This is a genomic window from Streptomyces sp. 1222.5 (assembly GCF_900105245.1).
GTDB classification, from domain to species: domain Bacteria; phylum Actinomycetota; class Actinomycetes; order Streptomycetales; family Streptomycetaceae; genus Streptomyces; species Streptomyces albidocamelliae.
In genome coordinates this window covers 7,392,962-7,418,718 of sequence record NZ_FNSZ01000001.1, presented here as the reverse complement: position 1 = coordinate 7,418,718, position 25,757 = coordinate 7,392,962, and the positions used below count along the sequence as shown (strand labels likewise).

At 72.0% G+C, this 25,757-nt stretch carries 21 protein-coding genes; 10 read left to right on the top strand and 11 right to left on the bottom strand.

Translation table 11 applies throughout. From position 1 onward, the window contains the following. The gene (locus tag BLW57_RS33630; RefSeq protein ID WP_093479481.1) at positions 1-1,812 is read right to left on the bottom strand and encodes an ABC transporter ATP-binding protein; all 1,812 of its coding nucleotides are present in this window, start codon (positions 1,810-1,812) and stop codon (positions 1-3) included. A 114-nt stretch (positions 1,813-1,926) separates the two neighbouring features. On the opposite strand from BLW57_RS33630, the gene BLW57_RS33625 reads away from it, so the two are divergent. Next, positions 1,927-2,376, top strand: coding sequence for a MarR family winged helix-turn-helix transcriptional regulator (locus tag BLW57_RS33625; RefSeq protein ID WP_093479480.1), 450 nt, complete (start codon positions 1,927-1,929; stop codon positions 2,374-2,376). A 61-nt stretch (positions 2,377-2,437) separates the two neighbouring features. Here the strand turns inward: BLW57_RS33625 and BLW57_RS33620 are convergent, their stop codons facing one another. Continuing rightward, on the bottom strand, positions 2,438-4,048 hold the full coding sequence (locus tag BLW57_RS33620) for a peptide-N4-asparagine amidase (protein WP_256339648.1): 1,611 nt from the start codon (positions 4,046-4,048) through the stop codon (positions 2,438-2,440). Between the two features lie 201 nt (positions 4,049-4,249). Here BLW57_RS33620 and BLW57_RS33615 point away from each other — a divergent pair, with 201 nt between their 5' ends. Together BLW57_RS33615 and BLW57_RS33610 are read left to right on the top strand one after the other, a co-directional pair. After that, complete coding sequence (locus tag BLW57_RS33615) at positions 4,250-5,824, top strand: M1 family metallopeptidase (protein WP_256339647.1); 1,575 nt, start codon at positions 4,250-4,252, stop codon at positions 5,822-5,824. 160 nt (positions 5,825-5,984) lie between these two features. After that, the gene (locus tag BLW57_RS33610) at positions 5,985-7,997 is read left to right on the top strand and encodes an N-acetylmuramoyl-L-alanine amidase (RefSeq protein WP_176985821.1); all 2,013 of its coding nucleotides are present in this window, start codon (positions 5,985-5,987) and stop codon (positions 7,995-7,997) included. Here the strand turns inward: BLW57_RS33610 and BLW57_RS33605 are convergent. After that, the gene (locus BLW57_RS33605; RefSeq protein WP_093481016.1) at positions 7,994-8,710 is read right to left on the bottom strand and encodes a L,D-transpeptidase family protein; all 717 of its coding nucleotides are present in this window, start codon (positions 8,708-8,710) and stop codon (positions 7,994-7,996) included. The two genes, BLW57_RS33610 and BLW57_RS33605, sit on opposite strands and share 4 nt — an antisense overlap. A 256-nt stretch (positions 8,711-8,966) precedes the next feature. On the opposite strand from BLW57_RS33605, the gene BLW57_RS33600 reads away from it, so the two are divergent. From BLW57_RS33600 to BLW57_RS33585, 4 genes are all read left to right on the top strand, one after another. Next, a complete protein-coding gene (locus BLW57_RS33600; protein WP_093479477.1) occupies positions 8,967-10,793 on the top strand; it encodes an ABC transporter transmembrane domain-containing protein in 1,827 nt (608 codons plus the stop codon). After that, positions 10,790-12,571 (top strand): ABC transporter ATP-binding protein, encoded by a 1,782-nt coding sequence (locus tag BLW57_RS33595; protein WP_093479476.1) that lies wholly within the window; start codon positions 10,790-10,792, stop codon positions 12,569-12,571. The genes BLW57_RS33600 and BLW57_RS33595 overlap by 4 nt, the downstream gene beginning before the upstream one ends. A gap of 666 nt (positions 12,572-13,237) precedes the next feature. Next, complete coding sequence (locus BLW57_RS33590; protein ID WP_073894905.1) at positions 13,238-13,708, top strand: DUF5709 domain-containing protein; 471 nt, start codon at positions 13,238-13,240, stop codon at positions 13,706-13,708. Positions 13,709-13,774: 66 nt separating this feature from the next. Next, on the top strand, positions 13,775-14,038 hold the full coding sequence (locus BLW57_RS33585; RefSeq protein ID WP_073894907.1) for a type B 50S ribosomal protein L31: 264 nt from the start codon (positions 13,775-13,777) through the stop codon (positions 14,036-14,038). 74 nt (positions 14,039-14,112) lie between these two features. On the opposite strand, the gene BLW57_RS33580 is transcribed toward BLW57_RS33585, so the two are convergent. Beyond that, positions 14,113-14,907: a metal-dependent hydrolase gene (locus BLW57_RS33580; protein WP_093479475.1), complete on the bottom strand. Its 795-nt coding sequence runs from the start codon at positions 14,905-14,907 to the stop codon at positions 14,113-14,115. A 145-nt stretch (positions 14,908-15,052) separates the two neighbouring features. Between BLW57_RS33580 and BLW57_RS33575 the strand changes: the two genes are divergently transcribed. Both BLW57_RS33575 and BLW57_RS33570 read left to right on the top strand, forming a co-directional pair. Continuing rightward, positions 15,053-17,566, top strand: coding sequence for a DEAD/DEAH box helicase (locus BLW57_RS33575; RefSeq protein ID WP_176985820.1), 2,514 nt, complete (start codon positions 15,053-15,055; stop codon positions 17,564-17,566). A 19-nt stretch (positions 17,567-17,585) separates the two neighbouring features. Further along, a complete protein-coding gene (locus BLW57_RS33570) occupies positions 17,586-18,452 on the top strand; it encodes an acyl-CoA thioesterase (RefSeq protein ID WP_093479473.1) in 867 nt (288 codons plus the stop codon). 31 nt (positions 18,453-18,483) lie between these two features. Here BLW57_RS33570 and BLW57_RS33565 read toward each other — a convergent pair whose 3' ends face one another. Then, entirely contained in the window at positions 18,484-19,485 is a 1,002-nt protein-coding gene (locus tag BLW57_RS33565) for a DUF6397 family protein (RefSeq protein WP_101376948.1), read from the bottom strand. Positions 19,486-19,609: 124 nt separating this feature from the next. Continuing rightward, positions 19,610-20,023, bottom strand: a complete 414-nt coding sequence (locus BLW57_RS33560; RefSeq protein WP_093479472.1) for a roadblock/LC7 domain-containing protein — start codon at positions 20,021-20,023, stop codon at positions 19,610-19,612. A gap of 93 nt (positions 20,024-20,116) precedes the next feature. Here BLW57_RS33560 and BLW57_RS33555 point away from each other — a divergent pair, with 93 nt between their 5' ends. Beyond that, positions 20,117-20,545 (top strand): PPOX class F420-dependent oxidoreductase, encoded by a 429-nt coding sequence (locus BLW57_RS33555; protein WP_093479471.1) that lies wholly within the window; start codon positions 20,117-20,119, stop codon positions 20,543-20,545. Positions 20,546-20,554: 9 nt separating this feature from the next. Here the strand turns inward: BLW57_RS33555 and BLW57_RS33550 are convergent, their stop codons facing one another. From BLW57_RS33550 to BLW57_RS33530, 5 genes are all read right to left on the bottom strand, one after another. Then, on the bottom strand, positions 20,555-21,157 hold the full coding sequence (locus BLW57_RS33550; RefSeq protein WP_093481015.1) for a GTP-binding protein: 603 nt from the start codon (positions 21,155-21,157) through the stop codon (positions 20,555-20,557). Positions 21,158-21,353: 196 nt separating this feature from the next. Further along, positions 21,354-21,764, bottom strand: coding sequence for a DUF742 domain-containing protein (locus BLW57_RS33545; protein WP_093479470.1), 411 nt, complete (start codon positions 21,762-21,764; stop codon positions 21,354-21,356). Between the two features lie 19 nt (positions 21,765-21,783). Beyond that, a complete protein-coding gene (locus BLW57_RS33540) occupies positions 21,784-22,221 on the bottom strand; it encodes a roadblock/LC7 domain-containing protein (RefSeq protein ID WP_093479469.1) in 438 nt (145 codons plus the stop codon). Beyond that, positions 22,218-24,818 (bottom strand): sensor histidine kinase, encoded by a 2,601-nt coding sequence (locus BLW57_RS33535; protein ID WP_176985819.1) that lies wholly within the window; start codon positions 24,816-24,818, stop codon positions 22,218-22,220. The genes BLW57_RS33540 and BLW57_RS33535 overlap by 4 nt, the downstream gene beginning before the upstream one ends. A gap of 51 nt (positions 24,819-24,869) precedes the next feature. Continuing rightward, entirely contained in the window at positions 24,870-25,643 is a 774-nt protein-coding gene (locus tag BLW57_RS33530; protein ID WP_093479468.1) for an MHYT domain-containing protein, read from the bottom strand. Positions 25,644-25,757: the final 114 nt, after the last annotated feature.

The following is a 25,757-nucleotide window of genomic DNA, read 5'->3' as shown; positions in this document are numbered from 1 at the left end:
TCAGCCCGCCGGTTCCAGTTGCGCGTCCCGGCGCACCAGGGTGGCGTAGCGCCCGTCCAGCTCGAGCAGTTCCTCGTGCGTGCCCCGTTCGGCGACCCGTCCGGAGTCGAGCACCACGATCTGGTCCGCGGCGCGGACGGTGGACAGGCGGTGGGCGATGGTCACCGTGGTCCGGTCGGCGGACAGCGCGTCGATGGCGTCCTGGACGGCCGCCTCCGTACGGGTGTCGAGTGCGCTGGTTGCCTCGTCGAGGATGAGGACCGGCGGGTCGCGCAGGATGGTGCGGGCTATGGCGAGGCGCTGTTTCTCGCCTCCGGAGAAGCGGTGGCCGCGTTCGCCGACGACGGTGTCGTAGCCGTCGGGCAGCGCGGCGATGTGGTCGTGGATCTGTGCGGCCGCGGCCGCCGCGTACAACTCCTCGTCGGTGGCGTCCGGTTTGGCGAAGCGGAGGTTGTCGGCGACCGAGGCGTGGAAGAGGTACGTCTCCTGGGAGACGACGCCGACCGCGCGGGCGAGGGTGTCGAAGTCGAGGTCGCGGACGTCGACGCCGTCGAGGGTTACCCGGCCGCCGGTGACGTCGTAGAGGCGGGGCACCAGATAGCCGAGGGTGGACTTGCCGGCGCCGGTCGGGCCGACCACGGCGAGGCTGCCCCCGGCGGGCACGGTGACGTCGATGCCGTCGAGGATCGGACGTGCCGACTCGTCGCCGGCGTCGTAGCGGAACTCGACCTTGTCGAAGCGGACCTCGCCCTTGATGTGGTCGAGGTGGACCGGCTTGTCGCGCTCGGTGATGTCGACGGGCAGGTCCAGGTACTCGAAGATGCGCTGGAACAGCGCGAGCGAGCTCTGGATCTGGACGCCGGTCGCGAGCAGGCTGACGGCCGGACGGAACAGGCCCTGCTGGAGCGAGACGAAGGCGACGATGGTGCCGAGGGAGACCTCGGGGCCGCCGAGCCGGAGGGCCAGTCCCGCGGTCCAGTAGATGACGGCGGGCATCGCGGCCATGACGATCGTGATCACGGCCATGCGCCAGCGCCCCGCCATGTTCGACCTCACCTCGAGGTCGACCAGGCGCTCGGACTCCTCGGCGAAGGACGCGGTCAGCGAGTCGGACCGGCCCATGGTGCGGCCGAGCAGGATGCCGCTGACGGACAGCGACTCGGTGACGGTGGCGGCCATCGCGGCCATCTGTTTCTGCCGCTGGGTGGTGATCTTCTTGCGTTCGTTGCCCACGCGGCGGCTGATCCAGACGAACGCCGGCAGCAGGAGCAGCGAGACGATCGTGAGCCGCCAGTCGAGGGCGACCATCGCGACGATCGTGGCGATCACACTGGTGGCGTTGGAGACCAGGGAGGTGGCGGTGGAGGTGACGGTGGCCTGCATGCCGCCGATGTCGTTGGCGATGCGGGACTGCACCTCGCCGGTGCGGGTGCGGGTGAAGAAGGCGAGCGACATGCGCTGCAGGCGGCCGTAGACCGCGGTGCGCAGGTCGTGCATCACGCGCTGGCCGACGGTCGTCGAGATCAGGGTCTGCAGTACACCGAAGACGCCGGCGAGCACGGCGCTCACGATCATGCCGAGCGCGAGCAGGCTGAGCAGACCGGTACGGCCCTGCGGGATCGCGACGTCCAGGGTCTCCTTGAGCAGGAACGGTGTGGCCACCGAGACCAGCGAGGAGGCGCCGACCAGCAGGCCGACGATCGCGAGCCGTCCGCGGTAGGGACGGAAGAGCTTCAGGATGCGGCGCACCTGCCGTGGTTGCTCGGCGGCGTCGGCAGGCGGGGTCCAGTGGGGTTCACGGTCGGGGTGCATGGGCTCCTACGGAGGTGAACGGGCGCCGGCCGGGGTCGGCCGACGATGACGGAACGGATCGTAGCTCATTGTTACCTATACTCACAATGAACGGCGTCCTGATATTGTTCCCGCATGACGACCCCAGATCCCGACGGTCTCCTCGCCGAGCAGTTGCTGCGGCTGACCCGCCGGGTGCACCGCATCCAGAAACGCCATCTGGAGGGGCGCGAGCTGGGCGTCACCCCGGCCCAGTCCCGGCTGCTGCGCACCCTCGCGCACTACGGCTCGCCCCCGCGGATGGCCGACCTCGCCGAGCGCCTGGAGGTCGTCCCCCGTGCGGTGACGACCCTGGTCGACGGGCTGGAGGCGAACGGCAAGGTCCGGCGGGCGCCCGACCCGGCGAACCGGCGCGCGATCCGTATCGAACTGACGGACGAGGGGCGCGCGACCCTGCGCGAACTGCGCGGCGCGCGCCGCTCGGCGGCCGAGGAGATACTCGCCCCGCTGACGCAGAAGGAGCGCCAGGTGCTCGGCGTACTCCTCGACACGTTGATCGACGGGGGCGCCGCCCACACCTGCTGACGGCCGCGTCGGCCGGGAGCAGTCGTCGGCGGTGCCGGGCGGCGCCCCCGTGGCGCCGCGCTCAGCAGCGGCTGCGGTCTTCCGTCAGCACCCCCTGGACGGTGGTCAGCGAACGGTCGTAGCACCCCTCGGAGCCGTGCAGCCGATAGCGCTCGGCCGACGTGCCGACCGCGTGCCGCTGGTCGCGCGGGACGTTGAGCGTGTAGGAGGCGTCGCCGCGGTAGGTGTCGTCCAGCCACGACCGGAGCGTCCGCCGGCCGCCCTCGCGCTCCACGACCGACGCGCGGTCGCCGAGCGCCAGCACGGTGCGCAGCCGGTCGTCCGTACCGACGGTCGTGGCGCCGTCCATCGTGTACGTCCGGTGCGTGCGCGTGGACCGCGTGGGGCCGTGGCCGCCGACGGTGACGGTCTCCTCGTCGGTCCAGGTCGCGTCGAGTCCGTCGGTGTTCTCCCCTTCCGTCCAGCGGTGCACGGAGGTGTTGGCGAGCGTCCGCGTGACGGTGGTGGTGACGCGGCCGTGCGAGGTGTCGAGGTAGCCGGAGACGGTGAGCCGGTGCCCGGCCCTCGTGTCCACGCGGTTCTCGGAACCGGGCGTGTAGGTGGAGGAGTTGACGAGGTCCGTCGCCCTGTCTCCGGTGAGCGCGCCGGTGACGTGGGCGCGGTGCGCGTCCTGCCAGACGAGTACGTTCACCGGTGCGCTCCAGCCGGACTGCCCGGCGGGTACACCGGCGACGGAGACCTCCACGCGGTGCGGGCGGCCGTCGTTGAGCAGACCGGCGTACGGCGTCAGGTCGTACTCGAGCGGCCGGACGTCGAAGGCCCGGGGCGCCGGAAGCACGTACCAGAGGAAGGGGTTGGACCAGCCGCCGGTCCACACGTTCGGGAACGGGGAGGCGATTCCGGCGAGTTGCCCGTCGACCTTGATCTGCACCTCGCGGTAGGGGCCGTGGTCGGCCTTGCAGGAGTAGGACGCCGGGTCGGCGACGGTCAGGTACCAGAACTCCTCGCAGCCGCCTCCCGACCCGGTCGCGTACACCTCGGCGACGATCCGCTCGCTGTTGCGCGGGGTGGTGAGCGTCGTGCCGTCGGGCGTGTCGGCGAGAGTGAGCACCCGGTCGGGCGCGGCGTCCGCGGGCCGGCCCGCGTAGAAGGTCAGCGTGACGTGCACGTCGATGACACCCGTGTAGGTGTCGTCCACGACGTTGCCGATGAGCATCTCGACGTCCCGCGCGTCGCGGAAGGTGTCGCTGTAGCGGGTGACGTCCTTCTCGACGTGCCATTCGATGCCGTCGGGCGAGGGCTCGGGCGTGGAGGTGCGCAGGATCTCCACGCCGCCGACGTGCAGATAGCCGAGGCGGTCGAACTGACGTCCCTTCACCTTGCCGTCCAGGCGCAGGACGACCTTGCTCCAGCGGCCGCCGCAGCCCCGGGGCGGGGAGTACGTGCCGCGGTACGGGGTGAAGTCGCGGAACTGGACGTCGGCGAGGGTGACCTGGCACGACCTGGTGTGCGGGCGGTCGACGGGCGGTGCTGCGGTCACGGGGTCGTGCCAGTCGGTGCCGAACTCGGCGGGCGCGTCCGCCGCTTGGGCGACGGGGGTTCCGGTGCCGAAGAACGTGCTCACCAGAAGGGTCGCCCCGGCGAGCATGGACATGACTATCCGTCTTCTCATGGCCGGTGTTCTACGGGGAGTTGACCACCGGCCGCAACGAGCAGACCGGACGAAGAACTCCGCGACGGCACACGGGGAGGCCGCAGCGCCACCGCATCGACCGCCGCAGCCTCCCCGTCCGCAGGGCCGTCGTGCCCGGCACGGCCGCACACTACTGGAGCAATTGGTGCTATAAGCACACTTGACTGACATAGTGCCGTCATGGAGATCAGCAAGGGGCCCACGGGGTCCGCGCGGCAGAAGTCCCCTCAGAGGCGCCCCCGGAAGGTCCTCCGCGGCCGGCGCACGGTCCTCGCCGTCGCCTTCGCGGGCGCCGGCACCCTCACCGGCGCCGCCCTGTTCGCCCACGTCCTCCCGCACGGAACCCACGGCTCGCCCGCTCCCGGTGCGACCGCGTCGGCCGGGAAGGTCCCCTCCCCCGGGGCCCCGGGCATCGGCGACCCGCTGATGCCGCTCGCCGGGAACGGCGGGTACACGGTCCGCCGCTACACGCTCGACTTCGACTGGCGGGCGGTGCGGACGCCGTTCCCCGCAACGGCCACGATCAGCGCCACCGCCACCCAGGCCCTGTCCCGGTTCGACCTCGACTTCGCGGGCAACACGCTGCACCGGGTCACCGTCGACGGCGCTCCCGCCACCGCCGTACGCCACGGCGACGAACTCGTGGTCACTCCCGCCCGGCCCATCCCCCACGGCAGCGCCTTCACCGTCCGCGTCGCCTACACCGCCGACCCGACCCAGAGCCGCCACCGCGACGACGCGATCCAGGACTACGGATGGGTGCCCACGTCCGACGGGACCGTGGTGTACGCGCAGCCCGACGGCGCGAGAATGATCTTCCCGGCCGACGACCATCCGAGCCTGCGGGCGCCCGTCACCTTCCGTATCACCACCCCGCCGGACCTCAGCGCGGTGGCCAACGGCCGGCTCGTCGACAAGGTCCGGCAGGCCGACGGACGCATCCGGTGGACGTACGACTCCGAGCAGCCGATCGCGGCGCAGCTGGTCCAGATGGCGGTGGGCAGATTCACCTTCGTCGACGGCACCGGACCGCGCGGGCTGCCCGTCCGGGACGTGGTCCCGGACAGTCTGGTCGGCGACACCGAGGCGTACCGCTCGCTGACCCCCGACCACCTGGCCTGGCTGGAGCGGCAGCTCGGCCCGTACCCGTTCCGCCGCTACGGCGTGCTGGTCGGGGACACCGACCAGCCGGTGGCGCTGGAGACGCAGTCGCTGTCCGTCGTCCCGAGGGAGGACCTGCTCGGCGACCGCGTCGACGCCGAACGCAACCTCGTGCACGAGCTGACGCACCATTGGACCGGTGACAGCGTCGCCGTCCGCCGCTGGTCCGACCTGTGGCTGAGCGAGGGTCACGCCCGGTTCTACGAGCGGCTGTACTCCGACACCCACGGTGGTCCCGGCCTCGAAGAGGCCATGCGGGCGGCCTACGAGCAGCACGACCAGTGGCGTCACGACGAGGGCGCTCCGGCCGAACCGACGGAGCCGGCCCTGTTCAAGGTCATGCGCTACGACGGCTCGGCGCTGGTGCTGTACGCCCTGCGGGAGAAGGTCGGTGAGGAGACGTTCGGCAGGATCGAGCGGGCGTGGGTGAGCAGGTACCGGGGCCGGGCGGCAGGCACCCGGGACTTCGTCGCACTCGCCTCCGAGGTCGCGGGCGAGGACCTGACGCCCTTTCTGACGCCTTGGCTGTACGGGCCGCACACCCCGCCGATGCCGGGTCATCCCGACTGGCGGGTCGACCCCGTCGAGGACTGAGCCCGCACGCCGCCGACCGAGTGGCCTCTGCCCTGCCGCTCGGCCAGCGAGGTGACGGTTGGCGCGACGGGGCGCGCCAGGCACGGAAACGTTGCCGGGGTGGCGTCCAGGACAAGTCCCTCTGTCCTGGTGGTGTCGAACATGTCTGGAGAACCGTCCAATGAGAAGACCGGCCGCCCTGCGTGTTCCCAACAGCCTCCGCGAATGCCGTCGAACGGCGTGCGTGATCGCGTCGGCGGCGCTGCTCGCGCCGCTGCTGCTCGTCCCGGTGCTCGGGGACGACGAGGTGCAGGACCGGCTGCTGCAGGACGCCTTCGCGGACGCGGCGCGCGAGTACCACGTGCCCCGCAGCGTGCTCATGAGTGTGTCCTACACGCAGTCGCGATGGGACGCCCACCCGGGCTCCCCGAGCGTCGCGGGCGGCTACGGGCCGATGCACCTCGTCGACGGCGGAAAGGCCCTGCCCCCGGCGGCGGCCGGCGCGCAGGGCAGGGACGGCGCCGGCACCCGGCCGCCCGTCGGAGCCGCGGGGAACCCCGACGCGGGCCCGGCCGAGTCGCTGCCCGGCCACCGCGTCCAGCCGGCGGACCTGGAACGCGCCGCACGCCTGATCAAGGTCCCGGCGGAGCGCCTGCGGACGGACGCCGCCGCCAACGTGCGCGGCGGGGCGGCACTCCTTGCGGCCACGCAACGCAAGCTCGGCAAGCCCCTCAGCGACAATCCGGCGGACTGGTGGGAGGCGGTCAAGCACTACCCGGGCACCCGTGACATCACCTCGGCGACCGCCTACGCCAACGACGTGTTCGACGTGATCCGCAAGGGCGCGCACCGCACCACCGCCGAGGGACAGGAGGTCAGCCTCGCCGGCAACCCCGGTGTGCGCGTGGCGCGCACACCGGACAAGAAGCGGCCCAAGGAGGTCGAGTGCCCGGCCGACCTCGCCTGCGACTGGCTCAGCGCGCCGTACGTGGAGATCGACGACGACGGCGCGTACGGCAACCACGACCTCGCCGACCGGCCGCGGGACGAGAAGATCGAGTACATCGTCATCCACGACACCGAGTCGTACCTGCCGAACATGTTCAAGACCGTGCAGGACCCGACGGAGGCGTCCTGGCACTACTCGATCAGCTCCAGCGACGGCCACATCACCCAGCACGTCCGCACCAGGGACGAGGCCTGGCACTCCGGCAGCCAGTTCGTGAACGCCCGCTCGATCGGCATCGAGCACGAGGGGTTCCTCACCCACCCCGGCACCTGGTTCACGGAGCAGATGTACCGATCCTCGGCCCGCCTGGTGCGCTACCTCGCGAAGAAGTACGACGTCCCGCTCGACCGGCAGCACATCTTCGGCCATGACAACGTGCCGTCACCGACCGCGGACAGCATCCCCGACATGCACGACGACCCCGGTCCCTTCTGGGACTGGCGGCACTACTTCGACCTGCTCGGCGCGCCGCTGAAGGCCACGGCCGGGGCGGACAGCGACATGGTGATGATCCTGCCGGACTACGCCTCCTACAAGCCGAGGTTCACCGGCTGCGGCAAGGACGGCGAGCCGTGCCCGCCGCACGGGTCGAGCGCCGTACGGCTGCACTCCGAACCGGACGAGAAGGCCCCGCTGATCCAGGATCCGGGCCGCAAGCCGGACGGCGACCCCTCCACGGAGGACGTCAACGACCTCGGATCGCGTGTCTCCGCAGGCCAGACCTATGCCGTCGCCGGGCGCAGCGGCGACTGGACGGCCATCTGGTTCCAGGGGAACAAGGCCTGGTTCAAGAACCCGAAGAAGCACCCGACCGCCGTCGGCGCGGCCGGCCGCATGGTGACGCCGAAGGAGGGACTGGACGAGGTCCCGGTGTTCGGCCGCGCCCTGCCCGAGGAGGACGCCTACCCGGAGGACGTGGAGGAGCCGACCGAGTCGCCGCTCCCCTACCGTTTCCGGGCCGGCCAGCGATACGTGACCCAGGCCCGCGTCGACAGCTCCTACGTCCCGCGGTCGTCCTTCGTCAGCACGCCGAGCCCGGTCGTGAAGGGCCAGGAGGGCTACTACGAGATCCAGTTCGGCCACCGGCTCGGCTACGTCCGGGCGAGCGACGTGGACATCGTGAGCAACAAGTCCGCCGCGGCGGGACCACCCCCGGCGCAGAAGGGCGGCACGGCGGGACGCTAGGCGGACAGGTCCGCCCGGTCCCCCATCACCACGACGGGCTTGCGGGCCGGGTCGAGGGTGCGCAGCAGATGCTCCATGGCCGCCCGGGAGACGCTGACGCAGGCCGAGGTGCCGCTGTGGTGGTCCATGTGCAACCAGATGCTGCCGCCCTTCTCCGCACCCAGGGGGCGGGTGGCGTCCTTCGGCGGGTTGCCCCGGACCCGGTTGTAGTCGATGGCGATGACGTAGTCGAAGTCGTGGTGGTACGCCTTCTTCCAGTAGGCCGGGGCCGCGTAGGCGGCCTGGTCCCGGTCGTACGGCAGCTTCGCGCCCGGGTCCGGGAGCACGCCGCCCGCGTCCGAGAGGGTGAACACACCGACCGGGCTGCGCTTGTCGCCCTCGTGATGGTCGGTCGTCCAGCCCTTGCGCCCGTTGTGGGCGGTCCAGCTCGCCTCCTGGTGCCAGCGGCCACCGCGCCGGGTGTACAGCACCACCGTGGATTCGGCCGAGTCCTTGCCCCGGCCGTAGACGGCCACGACCTGGCTCGAGTCCGCGGGGATCTTCCGGTGGAGCCGTTCGCCGACGCCCGGGACACGGGTCGTGTCGCTCGGGTGCGTCGCGTCCCCCGTCGGCCTCTGCGTGCCCCGGCCGCCCGCCCCTGACGCGCCGTCGGCACCGGAGCCCGGGCCGCCGCAGGCCGTGGTGGTCGCCAACAGAGTCCCCAGGGCCGCCATCGCGACCGTCACACGCCGCACGCTGTCTATCACCGCCCCATGATGACATCGCGGCTTCGGGCGACGGCCACCTGGCCGGATACGGGCGCATTGCGGGAGTGCCCCAGGAAAACCGGTTGAAATCAACCGCTCGGCGACGCGAACCTTTCACGGCTTGTCACCGCCCGCCGCTCCCCCTTGCCCTGCCCTCTCCCGCCTCCCCGCCACGAGCTTCCCCTCGCACGAGCTCCCTTCTGACACGAGCCACTGGGACGTCATGCAGATCCAAGACCTTCCGTATCCCGATCCGGGCGTCCCCGACGCGCGCTCGGGCCCCCGCTTCCTGTGGTGGCTGTGGCGCAACCAGACGGGCGGCCAGCTGAAGGCACTCGCCTGGGGCCTCCTCCACTTCGTCTCGGTCTCCGCCCTGCCCTTCTGTGTGGGCCTCGCCGTCCAGGCCGTCGTCGACCGCTCCGGCTCCCGGCTGGCCCTGACGGGTGGTCTGATGCTGCTGTGCGGCACGGGCATCGCCGTCGGGGACACCTTCCTGCACCGGGCCGCCGTCACCAACTGGATCACCGCCGCCGCCCGTGTCCAGCAGCTGCTCGCGCGCAAGGCCGCCCACCTGGGATCCGCCCTCACCCGGCGGGTCGCGGCCGGTGAGGTGGTGGCCGTCTCCACCGGTGACGTGGAGAAGATCGGCTGGTTCGTCGAGGCGGTCTCCCGGTTCACCGCCGCCGCGCTCACCGTCGTCGCGGTCTGTGCCGGCCTCCTCGTCTACCAGCCCGCCCTGGGTGTGGTCGTCGCCGTCGGACTGCCCGTCGTCGCGCTCGCGGTGCTGCCGCTGCTGCCCCGGGCGACCCGCCGGGCCGACGAGCAGCGCGAGAAGGCGGGCCGGGCCACGGAACTGGCCGCGGACACCGTAGCGGGGCTGCGCGTGCTGCGCGGTATCGGCGGCGAGGAGCTGTTCCTCGACCGCTACCGCCGGGCCTCCCAGGAGGTACGCCACGCGGCCGTGCGCAGCGCCCGGATGTGGTCGCTGATCTCCGCCGTCCAGGTGCTGCTGCCGGGGCTGCTGATGATCATGGTCGTCTGGCACGGCGTCCACCTGGCCCGCGAGGGCCGGATCACGGTCGGCGAACTCGTCACCGTCTACAGCGCGGTGATGATCCTCAACTATCCGCTGCGGCACTTCGAGGAGATCGCCATGGCGTACTCCTTCTCGCGGCCCTCGGCCAGACGGGCCGCGCGCGTGCTGTCCCTGGAACGTTCCACGGCCACCGACGGCACCCGCCCGGACCATTTGCCGGACGGCGACCTGTACGACCCCGACACCGGTCTGCTCGTCCCCGCCGGCCGGCTCACCGCCGTGGTCTGCGGCGACCCGGACGCGGCCGGCAGGCTCGCGGAGCGGCTGGGCGGCCATCCCGCCGAGGCGGGCCGGCCGGTGCTGCTCGGCGGTGTGCCCCTGGACGAACTCCCCCTGGACACCGCCCGGACCGCCGTCCTCGTCCAGGACAAGGACCCGGTACTGCTCTCCGGTACCTTGCGCGAACTGCTCGACGTGCCCGCCTCCGGAGCCGTCGGTGCGGCGGACGCGCTCGCGGCCGCGCAGTGCCAGGACGTCCTGGACGCGCTGGTGCAGGGGTCGGTGGACGCGGCCGACCCGATGGACGCCCGCATCACGGAGCGCGGCCGCTCCCTCTCCGGGGGCCAGCGCCAGCGACTCGCGCTGGCGAGGTCCCTGATCACCGACCCCGAGGTGCTGGTGCTGGACGAACCGACGTCCGCGGTCGATTCGCACACCGAGGCACGGATCGCCGACGGGCTGCGCCGGCTGCGGTCGGGGCGGACCACCGTGGTCCTCACCTCCTCGCCGCTCCTGCTCGACCGTGCGGACCGGGTCGTCCTGGTCCACGACGGCGAGGTCGTGGCGACCGGTGTGCACCGCGAACTGGTCGACGGTGAGCCGCGGTACCGGTCCGTGGTCACGCGGGAGACCGACGAGGAGATGGCCGCGGCCGGCGCGGACGCCGGCCCGGCCGACGGGGACGCCCTGCTGGGCGCGCTCGGCGAACTGGAAGAGATCGAGGAGAGCGCATGATCGGCGTTGCGCCGCCGGCGTACGACCCGGCGGCCCCGACGACCGCCACCACCCTGCCCGTCGGCGCGGCTGCGACCGTACGCGCCTACGTCACCGAGCTGTTCCGCAGGCACCGCCGGGCCTTCCTGCTGCTGATCGTCGTGAACACCGTCGCGGTGATCGCCTCCATGGTGGGCCCCTACCTGCTGGGCGGCCTGGTCGAGCGGGTGTCGGACGACGCCCGAAACCTGCATCTGGGGCTCACCGTCGGACTGTTCGCGCTCGCGCTGGGCGTGCAGGCCGTGTTCGTGCGCCAGGTGCGGCTGCGGGGCGCGATGCTCGGCGAGCGGATGCTTGCCGACCTGCGCGAGGACTTCCTCGTCCGGTCGGTCGGGCTGCCGCCGGGCGTGCTGGAACGGGCGGGCACGGGCGATCTGCTCTCCCGCATCACCACCGACATCGACCGGCTGGCCAACGCCATGCGCGAGGCCGTGCCGCAGCTGGCCATTGGTGCCGTGTGGGCCCTGCTGCTGCTCGGCGGGCTCGTCGTGACGGCACCGCCGCTGGCGGCCGCCGTCCTGGTCGCCGTCCCGGTGCTCGTGGCCGGCTGCCGCTGGTACTTCAAGCGGGCGCCCTCCGGTTACCGCTCCGAGGCCGCCGGGTACGCCGCCGTCGCCGCCGCGCTCGCCGAGACCGTCGACGCGGGCCACACTGTCGAGGCGCACCGCCTCGGCGACCGCCGGGTCGCGCTGTCCGAACGGCGGATCAAGGAATGGACGGCCTGGGAGCGGTACACCCTGTGGCTGCGGTCCGTGCTCTTCCCGGTGATCAACGCCGTCCACGTCCTCGTGCTCGGCTCGGTCCTGATGGTCGGCGGTGTGTTCGTCCTGCGGGGCTGGATCGGGGTGGGCCAGCTGACGACGGGCGCGCTCGTCGCCCAGATGCTCGTCGACCCGGTGAACCTGATCCTGCGCTGGTACGACGAGGTGCAGGTGGCACAGGTGTCGCTGGCCCGGCTGGTCGGCGTGCGGGACGTCGAGCCGGACGCCGGGGACGCCTCGCTGGCCCCGACCGGGCGGGACGTGCACGCCGACCGGGTGCACTTCGGCTACCGCGAGGGCGTCGACGTGCTCCGCAAGGTCTCCCTGGCGGTCGCGCCGGGCACCCGGCTGGCCCTCGTCGGACCCTCCGGCGCCGGCAAGTCCACCCTGGGCAGGCTGCTCGCCGGGATCTACGCGCCCCGGGACGGCCGGGTCACCCTGGGCGGCGCCGAGCTGTCCCGCATGCCGGCCGAACGCGTCCGCTCGCACGTCGCCCTGGTCAACCAGGAACACCACGTGTTCGTGGGCTCCCTGCGCGACAACCTCCTGCTGGCCCGCACCGACGCCACGGACGCCGGGCTGTGGGCGGCCCTGGGCGCGGTCGACGCGGACGCCTGGAGCCGGGCCCTGGACGAAGGGCTGGACACGGAGGTCGGCTCCGGCGGCCTGGCGCTCACCCCGGCGCAGGCCCAGCAGATCGCGCTGGCCCGGCTCGTCCTGGCGGACCCGCACACGCTGGTCCTGGACGAGGCGACCTCGCTGCTCGACCCGCGGGCGGCACGCCATCTGGAACGCTCGCTGGCACGGGTGCTGGACGGCCGCACCGTGGTCGCCATCGCTCACCGTCTGCACACCGCCCATGACGCCGACGTGATCGCCGTGGTGGAGAACGGCCGCATCAGCGAGCTGGGCAGCCACGAGGAGCTGGTGACGGCGGACGGCGCCTACGCGGCCCTGTGGCGGTCCTGGCACGGGTGAGAAGGCGGGGGCGGCGGCGCCCGGAGGGCGAGGCCCTGGGACCGTCGAGGTGCGCGCCTGTGCCGACTGGGCTGGTAGCGGAAGCGGGGGGCCTGGGCGGAACTGCAGCCGGGAGTGCGGCTGCCTGTGCCGGGCCCGCGCCGACCCGGCCGAACGGCGAGTGCGGGTGCCTTCGCCGGCCGGGCCGCGTTCCCGGTACCGGATGCTCAGGCGGAGCAGGCCGCGAGTACGGGTGCCCATGTCGACGGGACCGGGATCGAGAGACCCGGTACCGGACGAGCCGGCAGCGTCTGCCCGACGGGTCCGGAAACTCTGGCGCCCGCGCGGACGAGGTCCGGAAACACGACGAGGACCGGAAGCGCACGAACCTGTCTCCCCCGGGCCGGGGCCGACCGTGCCCACACCGGCGGTCCGGAGCCGCGCGGGCCCTGCGGTGATGCGGCGGTGGCCCACCGGTCCCGCGAGGTGCGGGAGCTGCGCCCGGGGACGCGGCCGGGGCCCGTGCCGTTGCGCGGTCCCGAGCCGGGGTGGAAGTCTGGAAATCGGCACCGGCGCGGGAATCGCCCGGGAACCACTCGGTTCGCGTCGCGTTTCCGTGCCGCGCGTGCCGGCGGCCCGCCGCCCGCCGTGGCGGCACACGGCCGTCCTCACGACCTGGAGGTACTCGTGGACAGCGCCGACGGATGGGGGGACGACGTCTACCAGCCCGATTCCTCGGAGATCCGGGAGGACTCGGGGGTGCTCGACGTCGAGGACACACTGGACTTCGACGGCGTCGCCGACCCGCTCGACCGCGGCTGGTCCCCTCCCGAGCGGCCCTGGGCGGTCGACCACGTCGGAGTGACGGCGGCCGAACGCCAGGCGGGGGAGACCCTCGACCAGCGGCTCGCGGAGGAGACGCCCGACCCGGCCGTCCCCGACGACGACGGCATCGGCGACTGCAACGGCAGCGACGGGGAACTCCTCGACAACGAGGTCGGGAACTTCCGCTCCGGCCGGCTCGTCGCCCCCGACGAGGGCGCGCACGAGGACGAGGAGGAAGCACTCGTCGCCACCGACGTCGGCATCGACGGCGCCGCGGCCTCCGCGGAGGAGGCCGCCATGCACATCGTCGACGAGGACTCCTTGTCCGGCTGACCGAGCCGCTGACCGTCCGGCCCGTCCGCACGCCTCCTGCCCGACCGCCTCGCCCGAGGAGCCGCCATGCAGCAGGACAAGCATCCCGACTACCACCCGGTGGTCTTCCGCGACCGCGCTGCCGGATACGCCTTCCTGACCCGCTCCACCGCGCAGAGCGAACAGACCATCGAGTGGGACGACGGCCGCAGCTACCCGGTGATCGACGTGGAGATCTCCTCGGAGAGCCACCCCTTCTACACCGGCAAGGCCCGCACGGTGGACACCGAGGGCCGCGTCGCCCGCTTCGAGCGCCGCTACGGCGGGGCGGAGTCGGGCGAGGCCACCTGACCGAGTCAGGGGCGTGGCCGGGCAGGGCGGGCGTCCGGGACGGCACCGGAGGCGCCCGTTGCCGGGCGGGCGGCTCAGATCACGTTGAGGGCCGCAGCGCAGCCCACCCCGCCGAGCAGCATGAACACCGGCATCAGCACCTTCAGCTCGACCCAGCTGCCCGCCCGGAACCGCATCGGCTTCGGTGGTCCCAGCGGGTACCAGCGCTTGCGGCCGATCGGGATCGGCCACAGGATCGGGCAGCCGGACACGGTCAGCGCGTCCCCGATGTCGTGCACCAGGGCGCCCAGCACGATCGGCAGGCCCAGCCACAGGTACTCCTGTCCGGGCGCGGTGAACAGCCAGTCCGAACCGTTGCCCGGCTTGTCCAGTATTCCCGCGAGGATCCACGCACTGGTCGCCGCCAGCAGCCAGACCAGGACATCGCTGCTGGAGCCGCGCGCCGCCCGCCACAGCAGGCCCTCGATGGCCAGCACCATGTGCACGAACAGGATCGCCAGCACCGCCCAGCGGCCGCCCGAGATCGCGGCCCCGGAGCAGCCGGCGCCGATCAGGACCGCCCACAGCCAGGTGTGGGTCAGTGTGCGGTGGCCTCCGGAGCGGCGCGGGTCGCCCTGCTTCCTCGTCGACTTGTAGACGGCGTAGGACAGCTTGTCCACGATCTCGCAGATCCACCGGGAGATCGGCCCGAAGGCACGGGAGATGGTGGCGGCCTTGTGGTCCAGGTCCGGGGCGAGGGCGGCTCCGGCGCAGATCAGGGCCCCACAGAGGAGGACCGGCCAGGGCATCGGATGACCGGCCGCCGCGGCGGCCGCCCCGACGCCGAGCCAGGCCGCGGCCCCCGACAGTGAGTGTGCTGGTCCCATCATGGCCGCTTCCCGCCCCATTCCTCATGTGCCGCTGTCCAGTTGACCTGGTGCGCTGACGCTGCGTCGGCGAGACAGCGTATCGGCCATGATCTTCGTCCCCGCATCCGATTCCCCTCTCGGGGAGAAGGCCAGGCAAGATGGGGGCGTGACCCTCATCGATCAGCTGCCGCCGACCGCCGACCCCGACGCCCTCTACGAAGCCTTCGAGTCGTGGGCGCAGGAGCGGGGCCTCACGCTCTACCCCCATCAGGAGGAGGCGCTGATCGAGGCGGTCTCCGGGGCGAACGTGATCGTCTCGACGCCTACGGGCTCCGGCAAGAGCATGATCGCGGCGGGCGCGCACTTCGCCGCGCTGGCCCGGGACGAGGTCACCTTCTACACGGCGCCGATCAAGGCGCTGGTGTCGGAGAAGTTCTTCGAGCTGTGCAAGCTCTTCGGCACCGAGAACGTCGGCATGCTGACCGGCGACGCCTCCGTGAACGCCGACGCACCGGTGATCTGCTGCACCGCCGAGGTGCTGGCGTCGATCGCGCTGCGTGACGGCAAGAACGCGGACGTCGGCCAGGTCGTGATGGACGAGTTCCATTTCTACGCGGAGGGCGACCGCGGCTGGGCCTGGCAGATCCCGCTGCTGGAACTCCCCCAGGCACAGTTCATCCTGATGTCGGCCACTTTGGGCGATGTGTCGTTCTTCGAGAAGGACCTCGCCCGCCGCACCGGACGCCCTACCTCCGTGGTCCGTTCCGCGACCCGCCCGGTGCCCCTGTCCTACGAGTACAAGCTGACCCCGCTCACCGAGACGCTCACCGACCTGCTGGAGACCAAGCAGGCCCCGGTGTACATCGTGCACTTCACCCAGGCGCAGGCCGTGGAGCGGGCCCAGGCACTCATGAGCATCAACATGTGCTCGCGCGAGGAGAAGGACCAGATCGCCGAGCTGATCGGCAACTTCCGCTTCACCACCAAGTTCGGCCGCAACCTCTCCCGTTACGTCCGGCACGGCATCGGTGTGCACCACGCCGGCATGCTGCCCAAGTACCGGCGACTGGTGGAGAAGCTCGCCCAGGCCGGTCTGCTGAAGGTGATCTGCGGTACGGACACGCTCGGCGTGGGGGTCAACGTGCCCATCCGTACGGTGCTGTTCACCGCCCTGACCAAGTACGACGGCAGCCGTGTGCGCACGCTGCGGGCGCGGGAGTTCCACCAGATCGCCGGCCGGGCCGGCCGGGCCGGCTTCGACACCGCCGGGCTCGTCGTGGCGCAGGCGCCCGAGCACGTCATCGAGAACGAGAAGGCACTGGCGAAGGCCGGCGACGACCCGAAGAAGCGCCGCAAGGTGGTGCGCAAGAAGGCGCCGGAGGGATTCGTCGCCTGGACGGAGAACACCTTCCAGAAGCTGATCGATTCGGAACCCGAGCCGCTGACCTCGCGGTTCCGGGTGACGCACACGATGCTGCTGTCGGTGATCGCCCGGCCGGGCAACGCCTTCGAGGCGATGCGCCACCTCCTCGAGGACAACCACGAGCCGCGCAGGCAGCAGCTCCGGCACATCCGGCGGGCGATCGCGATCTACCGTTCGCTGCTCGACGGCGGCATCGTGGAGAAGCTCGACAAGCCCGACGCCGAGGGCCGCATCGTCCGGCTCACCGTCGACCTCCAGCAGGACTTCGCGCTCAACCAGCCGCTGTCCACGTTCGCTCTCGCCTCGTTCGAACTCCTCGACCCCGAATCGCCTTCGTACGCCCTCGACATGGTGTCCGTGGTGGAGTCCACCCTGGACGACCCGAGGCAGATCCTCGTCGCGCAGCAGAACAAGGCGCGCGGCGAGGCCGTGGCCGCGATGAAGGCGGACGGCGTCGAGTACGAGGAGCGCATGGAGCGCCTGCAGGACGTCTCGTACCCGAAGCCCCTGGAAGAGCTGCTCTTCCACGCGTACAACACCTACCGCAAGAGCCATCCGTGGGTCGGTGACCACCCGCTCTCGCCGAAGTCGGTGATCCGGGACATGTACGAGCGGGCGATGTCCTTCACCGAGCTGGTGTCCTTCTACGAGCTGGCCCGCACCGAGGGCATCGTGCTGCGTTACCTCGCCAGTGCCTACAAGACCCTCGACCACACCATCCCGGACGACCTCAAGTCCGAGGACCTGCAGGATCTGATCGAGTGGCTGGGCGAGATGGTTCGCCAGGTGGACTCCAGCCTGCTGGACGAGTGGGAGCAGCTGGCGAACCCGGAGGAGATGACCGCCGAGGAGGCCCGGGAGAAGGCCGACGAGGTCAAGCCGGTCACCACCAACGCGCGTGCCTTCCGGGTCCTGGTCCGCAACGCCCTGTTCCGCCGCGTGGAGCTGGCCGCCCTCGACCAGGTCGACCAGCTCGGCGAGATGGACGCCGAGTCCGGCTGGGACGCCGACGCGTGGGGCGAGGCGATGGACAAGTACTGGGACGAGTACGACGACCTCGGCACCGGCCCCGACGCCCGCGGCCCCAAGCTGCTGGTCATCAAGGAGGAGCCGGAGAACGGGCTCTGGCGCGTCCGTCAGATCTTCGACGACCCGAACGACGATCACGACTGGGGCATCAGCGCGGAGGTCGACCTCACCGCCTCGGACGCCGAGGGCCGCGCGATCATCCGCGTCACCGATGTCGGCCAGCTGTGAGCCAAGGAGAATCCCCCCGATGACGAATCCGGCCGAGAGCCTGGTCGCCCTGCTCGACCTCGAGCAGATAGAGGTCAACATCTTCCGCGGCCGCAGCCCGCAGGAGTCCCTGCAGCGGGTCTTCGGCGGGCAGGTGGCCGGCCAGGCGCTGGTCGCCGCCGGCCGCACCACGGACGGCGACCGTCCGGTGCACTCGCTGCACGCGTACTTCCTGCGCCCGGGCCGGCCCGGGGTGCCGATCGTGTACCAGGTCGAGCGGGTCCGTGACGGCCGGTCGTTCACCACCCGCCGGGTCACGGCCGTGCAGCAGGGCCGCACGATCTTCAATCTGACCGCCTCCTTTCACAAGCCCGAGGAAGGACCGTTCGAGCACCAGCTGCCGCCGGCCCGGGAGATCCCGGACCCGGAGTCGCTGCCGACGGTGACCGAGGAGATCCGCAAGCATCTGGGCGCGCTGCCCGAGCAGTTGGAGCGGATGGCGCGCCGCCAGCCGTTCGACATCCGGTACGTCGACCGGCTGCGCTGGCACCCCGAGGAGATCGAGGGCGCCGAGCCGCGCAGCGCCGTGTGGATGCGCGCGGTCGGTCCGTTGGGCGACGACCCGCTGGTCCACACGTGCGCGCTGACCTACGCCAGTGACATGACCCTCCTGGACGCGGTGCGCATCCCGGTCGAACCGCTGTGGGGCCCGCGGAGCTTCGACATGGCCTCCCTGGACCACGCCATGTGGTTCCACCGGCCGTTCCGCGCCGACGAGTGGTTCCTGTACGACCAGGAGTCGCCGATCATCACCGGCGGCCGCGGCCTGGCCCGCGGGCGCATCTACGACCTACAGGGGCGTCTGCTGGTGTCGGTCGTCCAGGAAGGTCTGTTCAGGGCGATGTAGCGGGCTGCCGGGACGGGCTTCTCGTCACCCTTCACACCCGTACCGGCTCCAGGGCCGTCCGGGGGCCACGCCGCAGCCAGGCGCGCAGCCCGCGGGCCGGCCGCTGCCGGTGGTGGCCGGGCCCACCGGTCGGCGATGCGGAGGACGATCCCGGCCGTTTCCCCGCGTCGTTCGGACGGGTGACCGTTCGCGCCATCGGCGCGATCGGCCGTGCCGCGGGGAGCGGCCGCCGCGGGGCCGGTCGAACAGCGGGGCGCGGGGCGGGCGACAAGGCGCGGGCCTCGCCGACCGTACGGGCCAGCTCGCCCCGCAGCCACTCGGTCTCGTCCGAGTCCCGCGCGGTCATGATGCGCTCGGCGAGGTGCGCGGAAGGGGAGCCGGGAGCCGCCCGACCGGGCGGGGCGGGCCGGAACCGGTTCAGGTGGGCACGCTCGTAGGGATCCTTGACGACATCGGCGATGTCGCCGGGTGCGAGGAAGGCGGCCAGCGCTCCGGACCGGGCCCACGGACCGTCCGCCTGCCGCAGCAGGAAGCCGAGGTGCCGGCCGCGCCAGTTGCGGGCGCGAAGGTCCACTCCTGCCTGCAGCTGGCCGCGCAGCGTCTCGGGCGTGCGGCCTTTCAGCAGGTGCGCGTGTTCCGCGGCCGAAGTGAACGCGCGCAGTTCCTCGGCCGGATAGAGCCACACCACGGCTCGGTAGCGGTTGAGGTAGTGGTGCACGGGCACGATCATGCCCAGGCGCGCCAGCCGCGTGAATCGGCCGGCCGGAATGTTCATGAGCGCGGCGCCCTCCACGGTGCCCACCACGCGGACGCGCTCGCGGAGGGCGTCCGGGAAGCCGTCCTGCGAGCGGAGGCGGTCGATCTCCGCGCGCTCCACCCGCCGGTCCCCGCCACCGCCCTCGTCGGGCACGGTCCGGATGCGGCCGAGCCGCACTGCGATGTCGAACTCGCTCCGCTTGAGACCGAGTTCGCGCGCGGCACGGCTGACGGTGCAGCTGATGGGGCCGGGCGCGCGGAAGGTGTTCGCCGACATGGTCGTACTCCCCCGTGGAGTCGATGGCTCACGCCCTGTGCGTTCGCCGTGCACACACCGTAGCCAATTCGCCGCGGGTCGTGGCGGGGCTGTGGATAACTCCAGGGCTCGGCGGACTCGCCGGTCAGAGGTCCACGTTCGGGGTCCGGTCGGGTTGCCGGGCGTCGACGCCGAGGTGTTCGCCGACGCGATTGACGAGCAGGGTCATCTCGTAGGCGATCTGGCCGATGTCGGCCTCGGCCGCACTGAGCACGCACAGACAGCTTCCGGTGCCGGCCGCGGTCACGAACAGCACTGCGTCGTCGTACTCGATCATGGTCTGGCGTACCCGGCCCGCGCCGAAGTGGCGTCCCGAGCCCTTGGCCAGGCTGTGCAGTCCGGACGCCACGGCGGCCAGATGCTCCGCGTCCTCGCGGCGCAGGCTCATACTGGCCCCTGTGACCAGTCCGTCGTTCGACAGGACGAGCGCGTGGCGTACGTGGTCCACCCGCTCGGTCAGATCGTCCAGGAGCCACCCGAGTCCCTGGTTCTGCGCCATGTCTCCGTCTCCCCGTGTGATGTCTCCCCCTGGCTGGAGGAACTCCCCGCCAGCCTTCCCCACGACCGGCGTCCGGGCAAGCAGGATGGGCGCATGGCAGAGAAGATGACCGACGAGGAGTGGCGGGCGTTCGTCTCGGAAGGCACCCGCACGGCCAAACTGTCCACCGTCCGCGCCGACGGGGCCCCGCATGTGGCACCGATCTGGTTCCTGCTGGACGGCGACGAGCTGGTCTTCAACACCGGCAGGGAGACCGTGAAGGGGCGGAATCTGACCCGTGACGGGCGGGTCGCGCTGTGCGTGGACGACGACCGGCCGCCGTTCCACTTCGTGGTGCTGAACGGTCGCGCCCGGCTGTCGGAGGACCTCGACGAGGTACGCCTGTGGGCCACCCGGATCGCCGCACGGTACATGGGCGAGGACCGCGCCGAGGAATACGGCGCCCGCAACGGCGTTCCGGGCGAGCTGCTGGTGCGGGTGAGCATCGACAAGGTGGTGGCCGTGAAGGACCTGGCGGCCTGAGCGGCCGGTTCAGCGGACGGAGTCCAGAAGCCGGGCGGTGTGCATGCGCCCCGCGTACTCGACGAGCCGGATCAGTACCTCCTTGCCGGAATCCCGGTCGCGCGCGTCGCACAGCACCACGGGGGTGCCGCGGTCGAGGTCGAGGGCCCGCGAGACGTCGTGGGCCCCGTAGCCGCGGGCTCCGGCGAAGCAGTTGACGGCGACCACGAACGGTATGTGCCGGTGCTCGAAGTAGTCGACGGCCGGGAAGCAGTCCTCCAGGCGCCGCGTGTCCGCGAGGACCACGGCACCGAGCGCGCCCTGCGACAACTCGTCCCACAGGAACCAGAAGCGGTCCTGCCCCGGTGTGCCGAAGAGGTACAGCGACAGGCCCGAGCGGATGGTGATGCGCCCGAAGTCCATGGCGACGGTCGTGGTGACCTTCTTGTCCACACCGTCGGTGTCGTCCACGAGTTGACCGGCCTCGCTGAGCAGTTCCTCGGTGCGCAGCGGCCGGATCTCGCTGACGGCGCCGACCAGGGTGGTCTTGCCGACCCCGAATCCGCCGGCGACCAGGATCTTCAGCGCCAGGGCGGAGGTGTCGTCGACGGTGTCGGAGTGCTCGGAGACCATGATCACTTCTCTCGGGAGGGCCTGCTGCGGTCGGCGTACGGGTGCTCCGGATGCGAAGTCAGCATCATGACAACCAGGGCACCCGTGCGGGTGGTTGGACCGAATCGCATCTGATGTGTACATCTCGCGTCCGGTCCGGTGCGTTTCTCGTCCGGATCGGGATGCGGCAAGGTGGCCGCGGGTTACGAACGTTCATCTACAGCGCTCGCAACCCCTCGATGACCTCGCGCAGGATCCGTTCGTCGGGCAGATGTGCCGGGGGTACGGGGCGGCTGACGGTCACGCAGCCGAGTTCGAGGAGGTCACCGAGGAGCACCCGGACCACGCCGACGGGAAGGTCGGCGTCGGCGGCGAGTTCGGCCACGGACTGGGTCTCCGGGCGGCACAGGTCGATCAGGGTCCGGTGTTCAGGGCCGAGCGCGGTGTCGTCGGGCTCCGGTCCGGCGGGGTCGAGGGTGACGAGCGCGATCAGGTCGAAGCGGACGCCGGTGGGGCCCGGTTGGGTCCGGCCGCCCGTCATGGCGTACGGGCGCACCAGTGGGCCCGCCTCACCGTCGTACCACTGGCTGCCCGGCTCCCACGGGCCGCCGGTCGGGGTCTCGGTCATCTGCGCCACCCTGTCCGGATCAGCCTGCGGCGGGCGGCCGTGCCGCGATGCGCGGCGCCGCGTAGAGGTGCTCGCCGACCCGCTTGACCAGGCGGGCCATCTCGTAGGCGACCAGGCCGATGTCGGCGGTGACGGCCGTGAGGACGGCGAGGCAGGAACCGTCGCCGGCCGCGGCGACGAAGAGGAACGCGTCGTCCATCTCGACCATGGTCTGGCGCACGCCGCCCGCCCCGAAGTGCCGCCCGGCCCCCTTGGCCAGGCTGTTGAAGCCGGAGGCGACGGCCGCGAGGTGTTCGGCGTCGTCACGCCTGAGGTCCGACGACGCGCCGACGGCCAGGCCGTCGTTCGACAGTACGACGGCGTGCCGTACCTCGCTCACACGCATCACCAGGTCGTCGAGCAGCCAGTCCAGCTCGCCGGATCTCTGGCCTGCCCTCGTGTTGGGGTCCTGGATCATGCCGGGTCTCCTTCGCTGCTGTGGCTGCCCGTGGTCTCTTGAGGTGCGGCGCCGCGGCCGGGTTGCCTGCCACCGCCGCGCGTCCAGCCGTCGCGGTACGCCGCCATGCGGTTCCGTACGAGTTCGGGGGTGCGCCGGTCGTCGCTGTGTGCCGGTGCCGGGGCGGGCTCCTCGACGGGCTGTCGGCGGAGTTGGGGTGCCAGGTTCGCCTGGCGTACCCGGCGCGGGAGGCCGTCTGAGGACTCGGAGTCGTTCGGGGGGCGGTGCAGCCTCAAGGCGGTGACTCCGGGGGGCGGGGGTTCGTTCGTGGTGCGGTCGGGGGCGGGCTGCGGCCGGGTGTGGTGTGGTCCGGGCTCGGTGCGGTTCGGTCCAGGTGCGGACTCCGGGTGATGGGGGTCGGGCCCGGCCGTGGTGCCTTGGGGGCCCGCGGTGGTCGAGGCCAGGGCCGGTCGGTCCGACCGTGCGGTGACGGCCTCCGGGGGCGGTGCCTCGCCGGGCACGCGCGCGTAGTCGCGTTCCCGCTCGGAACGGCCGTGCTCGGGCTGCCGGGCGGAACGTTCCGCCGGGCTGCTGTGCAACAGCGCGGTCGGCAGCAGGACGACGGCGGTGGTGCCGCCGTAGGGAGAGGTGCGCAGGTGCACCTTGACGTCGTGCCGGGAGGAGAGCCTGCTGACCACGAAGAGTCCGAGCCGGTCGCTGTCGAACAGGTCGAGGGCCTCGGACTGCTCGATGCGCCGGTTGGCCTCCTCGAGGGTGTCGGCGCCCATGCCGAGTCCCCTGTCCTCGATCTCCAGGACGTACCCGTTGCCCACGGGTTCACCGGTGACGCGTACGCGCGTGTGCGGCGGTGAGAACTGGGCCGCGTTCTCCACGAGTTCGGCGAGCAGGTGGGTGAGGTCGGCGACGGCCGTGCCGATGACGTGGGCCTCGGGGAGCTGGCGTACCTCCACGCGCGCGTAGTCCTCGATCTCCGACACGGCGGCGCGTACGACGTTCGTCAGGGACACCGGCATGCGCCAGGCACGGCCGGGTGCCGAGCCTGAGAGGATGATCAGGCTCTCGGCGTGGCGGCGCATCCGGGTGGTGAGGTGGTCCAGACGGAACAGGTCGCTCAGCTCGTTCGGGTCGTCGGAGCGCCGTTCCATGCTGTCCAGAAGGCTGAGCTGGCGGTGGACCAGCACCTGGCTGCGTCGGGCCAGGTTGACGAAGACACCGGAGATGCCGCTGGCGAGTTCGGCGCGCTCCACGGCCGCGAGCAGGGCGGCGCGGTGCACGGTGGTCAGGGCCTCGGCGACCTGGCCGGCCTCGTCCTCGGAAGGCGGTCCGGGGGGCGCCTCGGTGTTGACGTCGATCTCCTCGCCCGAACGCAGCCTCCGCATCGCCTCGGGCAGTTTGCGGCGGGCGATCTCCAGGGCGTCGTTGCGCAGGGTCACGAGCTCGATCACGAGCCCGCGTCCGATCCGCACGGAGATGACGAGCGAGGCCGCGACGGCGGCGAGACCGAAGAGCACGGCGGCGCCCGCCGGACCGAGCAGACCGCGGGCCACGGGGTCGGCACGGCCCGCGACGGCACGACCGGTGTCCGCCTCGATGGTCCGCATTCCGCTCTGCACGCGCGCGTGGGCGGCGCTCCAGGAGGCTCGCGGGAGCGCGTCGGACGGCTTGCCGGTGAAGATCCGGTCCTCGGCGGCGCCCAGTTCGGTGTAGGAGCGGCCGGCGGCCAGGTCCCGCCAGGCCGCGCGCTGTGCGGTGGGCAAGTCGGCCACCGCCGCATCGGTGAGGGCACGGCGCGTCGAGGCGGCGGAGCCGAACAGCCGCAGCCGCTCCCCTTGCAGGCCGCCGACGGTCCGCGCGCTGCCGAGGACGGCGTCCTCCTGGGCCAGCGCCTCGGCGGCTCGGGAGAATTCGAGCAGCACGCGCGCGTCGGATCCGACGTCCGCCTGCTGGACGCCGGTGAGGGCGCCGTCCACGGCGAAGGCCGCGCCGATGGTCTTCGTGTACTGCGTGTAGACCTCGGCCCAGCCGGCCTTGCGGTCGAGTACGGCCGCCCGCAGCGCGCGGAGGTCCTCGGCCCCGGTGACGAAGGCGTCGAGCCGCTCGGAGACGCCGGCGGGCAGTTCCTGGCTGTCGGCGACCGTGCTGTCGTCGCCGAGCCGCAGCGCGGCCACGGCGCGGTCGGTACGTGCCGCCAGGCTTTCCAGGTCGGCGCCGGTCCCGGCGCCCGGGGTGCCCGCTCGGCGGACTGCCGCGCCGCGCTCCGCCTGCAGTGCGGCGACGGCCGCCGCCACCGGGGTGCGCAGCTCGGCCTCGACCCGCTGGGACTGGCGCAGCCGGGCGACGTCCTGAGCGGTGGTGACGGTGGCGTAGGCCCACAGGGCCAGCAGGGAGACGACGGGCACCATCAGCAGGCTGATGACTTTGGCGCGCACGGTCCGGGGGCGCAGCCTCGGTCGGCCCCCTTGCCCGCGTGGCGGGGCGGGTGGCGGGTCGAGCGGGCGGTCCGAGCCCTCCTGCGCGGGCGGTCCGGCGTGCGCACGGCGGCCGCGCGGGGGCTGGGCCGGTGAGGCGGCTTTGTCAGGTGTTCGGGGTGGGCGCATGGCCTCCTCGCTCGGGACGTGGGTCGGGGCGCTCGGGCGGCCGGGATCCCGCTAGTGGGCGGCACTCTCGACGGGCCGCTGGGCGGAGGCGGACGCCTCGCGCTCGTCGGCCGTGGGCGAGAGGGCGACGAAGGCCGAGGTGATGAACAGGTAGGACCCGAGGCCGACGGCGAGGGGGAAGATGAACTGCATCGCCGTGGCCCCGGGAAGTGCGTCGTCGGCCGGGTTCACCCGCACAGCCACCGCGAACATCCCGGTGTAGTGCATGCTGCTGACGGCCGCGCCCATCACCAGGGAGGCGACGGTGACCGCGAGCGGTGACTTGATGTTGAGTCCGGCCCACAGGGCGGCCGTCGCCGCCACCACGGCGATCAGCACCGACAGTCCGACGAGGGCGGGGTCGTACCGGACGTGTCCGTGCAGCCGCACCGCGGCCATGCCCAGGTAGTGCATGCTGGCGACGCCCAGCCCGGTGGTGAGTCCGCCGAGGAGGAGCGCCCGGTTGCGGTCGCGGCTGTAGCCGACGGCGAAGACGCCGGCGCAGACGACGACCATGGCGACGAGCAGGCTGAGGATGGTCAGCGGCACGTCGTAGCGGATGTCGGTGCCGCTGACGCGGAAGCCGAGCATGGCCACGAAGTGCATGGTCCAGATGCCCGTTCCGATCGCCGAGGCGGCGGTGAAGAGCCAGTTGCGGCGCGAACGGCCGGTGGCGGCGAGCGCGCGGACGGTGCAGCGCAGCCCGAGTGCCGCGCCTGTGCAGGCCATCACGTACGACAGCGAGGGGGTCAGCCAGCCGAAGGCGGCGTGGTCCAGGTGTCCCATGGCCCCGGGACGCTAGCCGGGGCAGGGGCGCACAAAGGGGGCGCATTTCGAAAGGTGTTGGAATATGACATGGAGATGCGCCGGAACGATCGGGTCCCGCTCGAACATGCGCGC

Bases quoted from the DNA above. Each gene is read 5' to 3' on its own strand.
- BLW57_RS33630 (WP_093479481.1), bottom strand. From the start codon at position 1,812: ATGCACCCCGACCGTGAACCCCACTGGACCCCGCCTGCCGACGCCGCC.
- BLW57_RS33625 (WP_093479480.1), top strand. From the start codon at position 1,927: ATGACGACCCCAGATCCCGACGGTCTCCTCGCCGAGCAGTTGCTGCGG.
- BLW57_RS33620 (WP_256339648.1), bottom strand. From the start codon at position 4,048: ATGAGAAGACGGATAGTCATGTCCATGCTCGCCGGGGCGACCCTTCTG.
- BLW57_RS33615 (WP_256339647.1), top strand. From the start codon at position 4,250: ATGGAGATCAGCAAGGGGCCCACGGGGTCCGCGCGGCAGAAGTCCCCT.
- BLW57_RS33610 (WP_176985821.1), top strand. From the start codon at position 5,985: ATGAGAAGACCGGCCGCCCTGCGTGTTCCCAACAGCCTCCGCGAATGC.
- BLW57_RS33605 (WP_093481016.1), bottom strand. From the start codon at position 8,710: ATGGCGGCCCTGGGGACTCTGTTGGCGACCACCACGGCCTGCGGCGGC.
- BLW57_RS33600 (WP_093479477.1), top strand. From the start codon at position 8,967: ATGCAGATCCAAGACCTTCCGTATCCCGATCCGGGCGTCCCCGACGCG.
- BLW57_RS33595 (WP_093479476.1), top strand. From the start codon at position 10,790: ATGATCGGCGTTGCGCCGCCGGCGTACGACCCGGCGGCCCCGACGACC.
- BLW57_RS33585 (WP_073894907.1), top strand. From the start codon at position 13,775: ATGCAGCAGGACAAGCATCCCGACTACCACCCGGTGGTCTTCCGCGAC.
- BLW57_RS33580 (WP_093479475.1), bottom strand. From the start codon at position 14,907: ATGATGGGACCAGCACACTCACTGTCGGGGGCCGCGGCCTGGCTCGGC.
- BLW57_RS33570 (WP_093479473.1), top strand. From the start codon at position 17,586: ATGACGAATCCGGCCGAGAGCCTGGTCGCCCTGCTCGACCTCGAGCAG.
- BLW57_RS33565 (WP_101376948.1), bottom strand. From the start codon at position 19,485: ATGTCGGCGAACACCTTCCGCGCGCCCGGCCCCATCAGCTGCACCGTC.
- BLW57_RS33560 (WP_093479472.1), bottom strand. From the start codon at position 20,023: ATGGCGCAGAACCAGGGACTCGGGTGGCTCCTGGACGATCTGACCGAG.
- BLW57_RS33555 (WP_093479471.1), top strand. From the start codon at position 20,117: ATGGCAGAGAAGATGACCGACGAGGAGTGGCGGGCGTTCGTCTCGGAA.
- BLW57_RS33550 (WP_093481015.1), bottom strand. From the start codon at position 21,157: ATGGTCTCCGAGCACTCCGACACCGTCGACGACACCTCCGCCCTGGCG.
- BLW57_RS33545 (WP_093479470.1), bottom strand. From the start codon at position 21,764: ATGACCGAGACCCCGACCGGCGGCCCGTGGGAGCCGGGCAGCCAGTGG.
- BLW57_RS33540 (WP_093479469.1), bottom strand. From the start codon at position 22,221: ATGATCCAGGACCCCAACACGAGGGCAGGCCAGAGATCCGGCGAGCTG.
- BLW57_RS33535 (WP_176985819.1), bottom strand. From the start codon at position 24,818: ATGCGCCCACCCCGAACACCTGACAAAGCCGCCTCACCGGCCCAGCCC.
- BLW57_RS33530 (WP_093479468.1), bottom strand. From the start codon at position 25,643: ATGGGACACCTGGACCACGCCGCCTTCGGCTGGCTGACCCCCTCGCTG.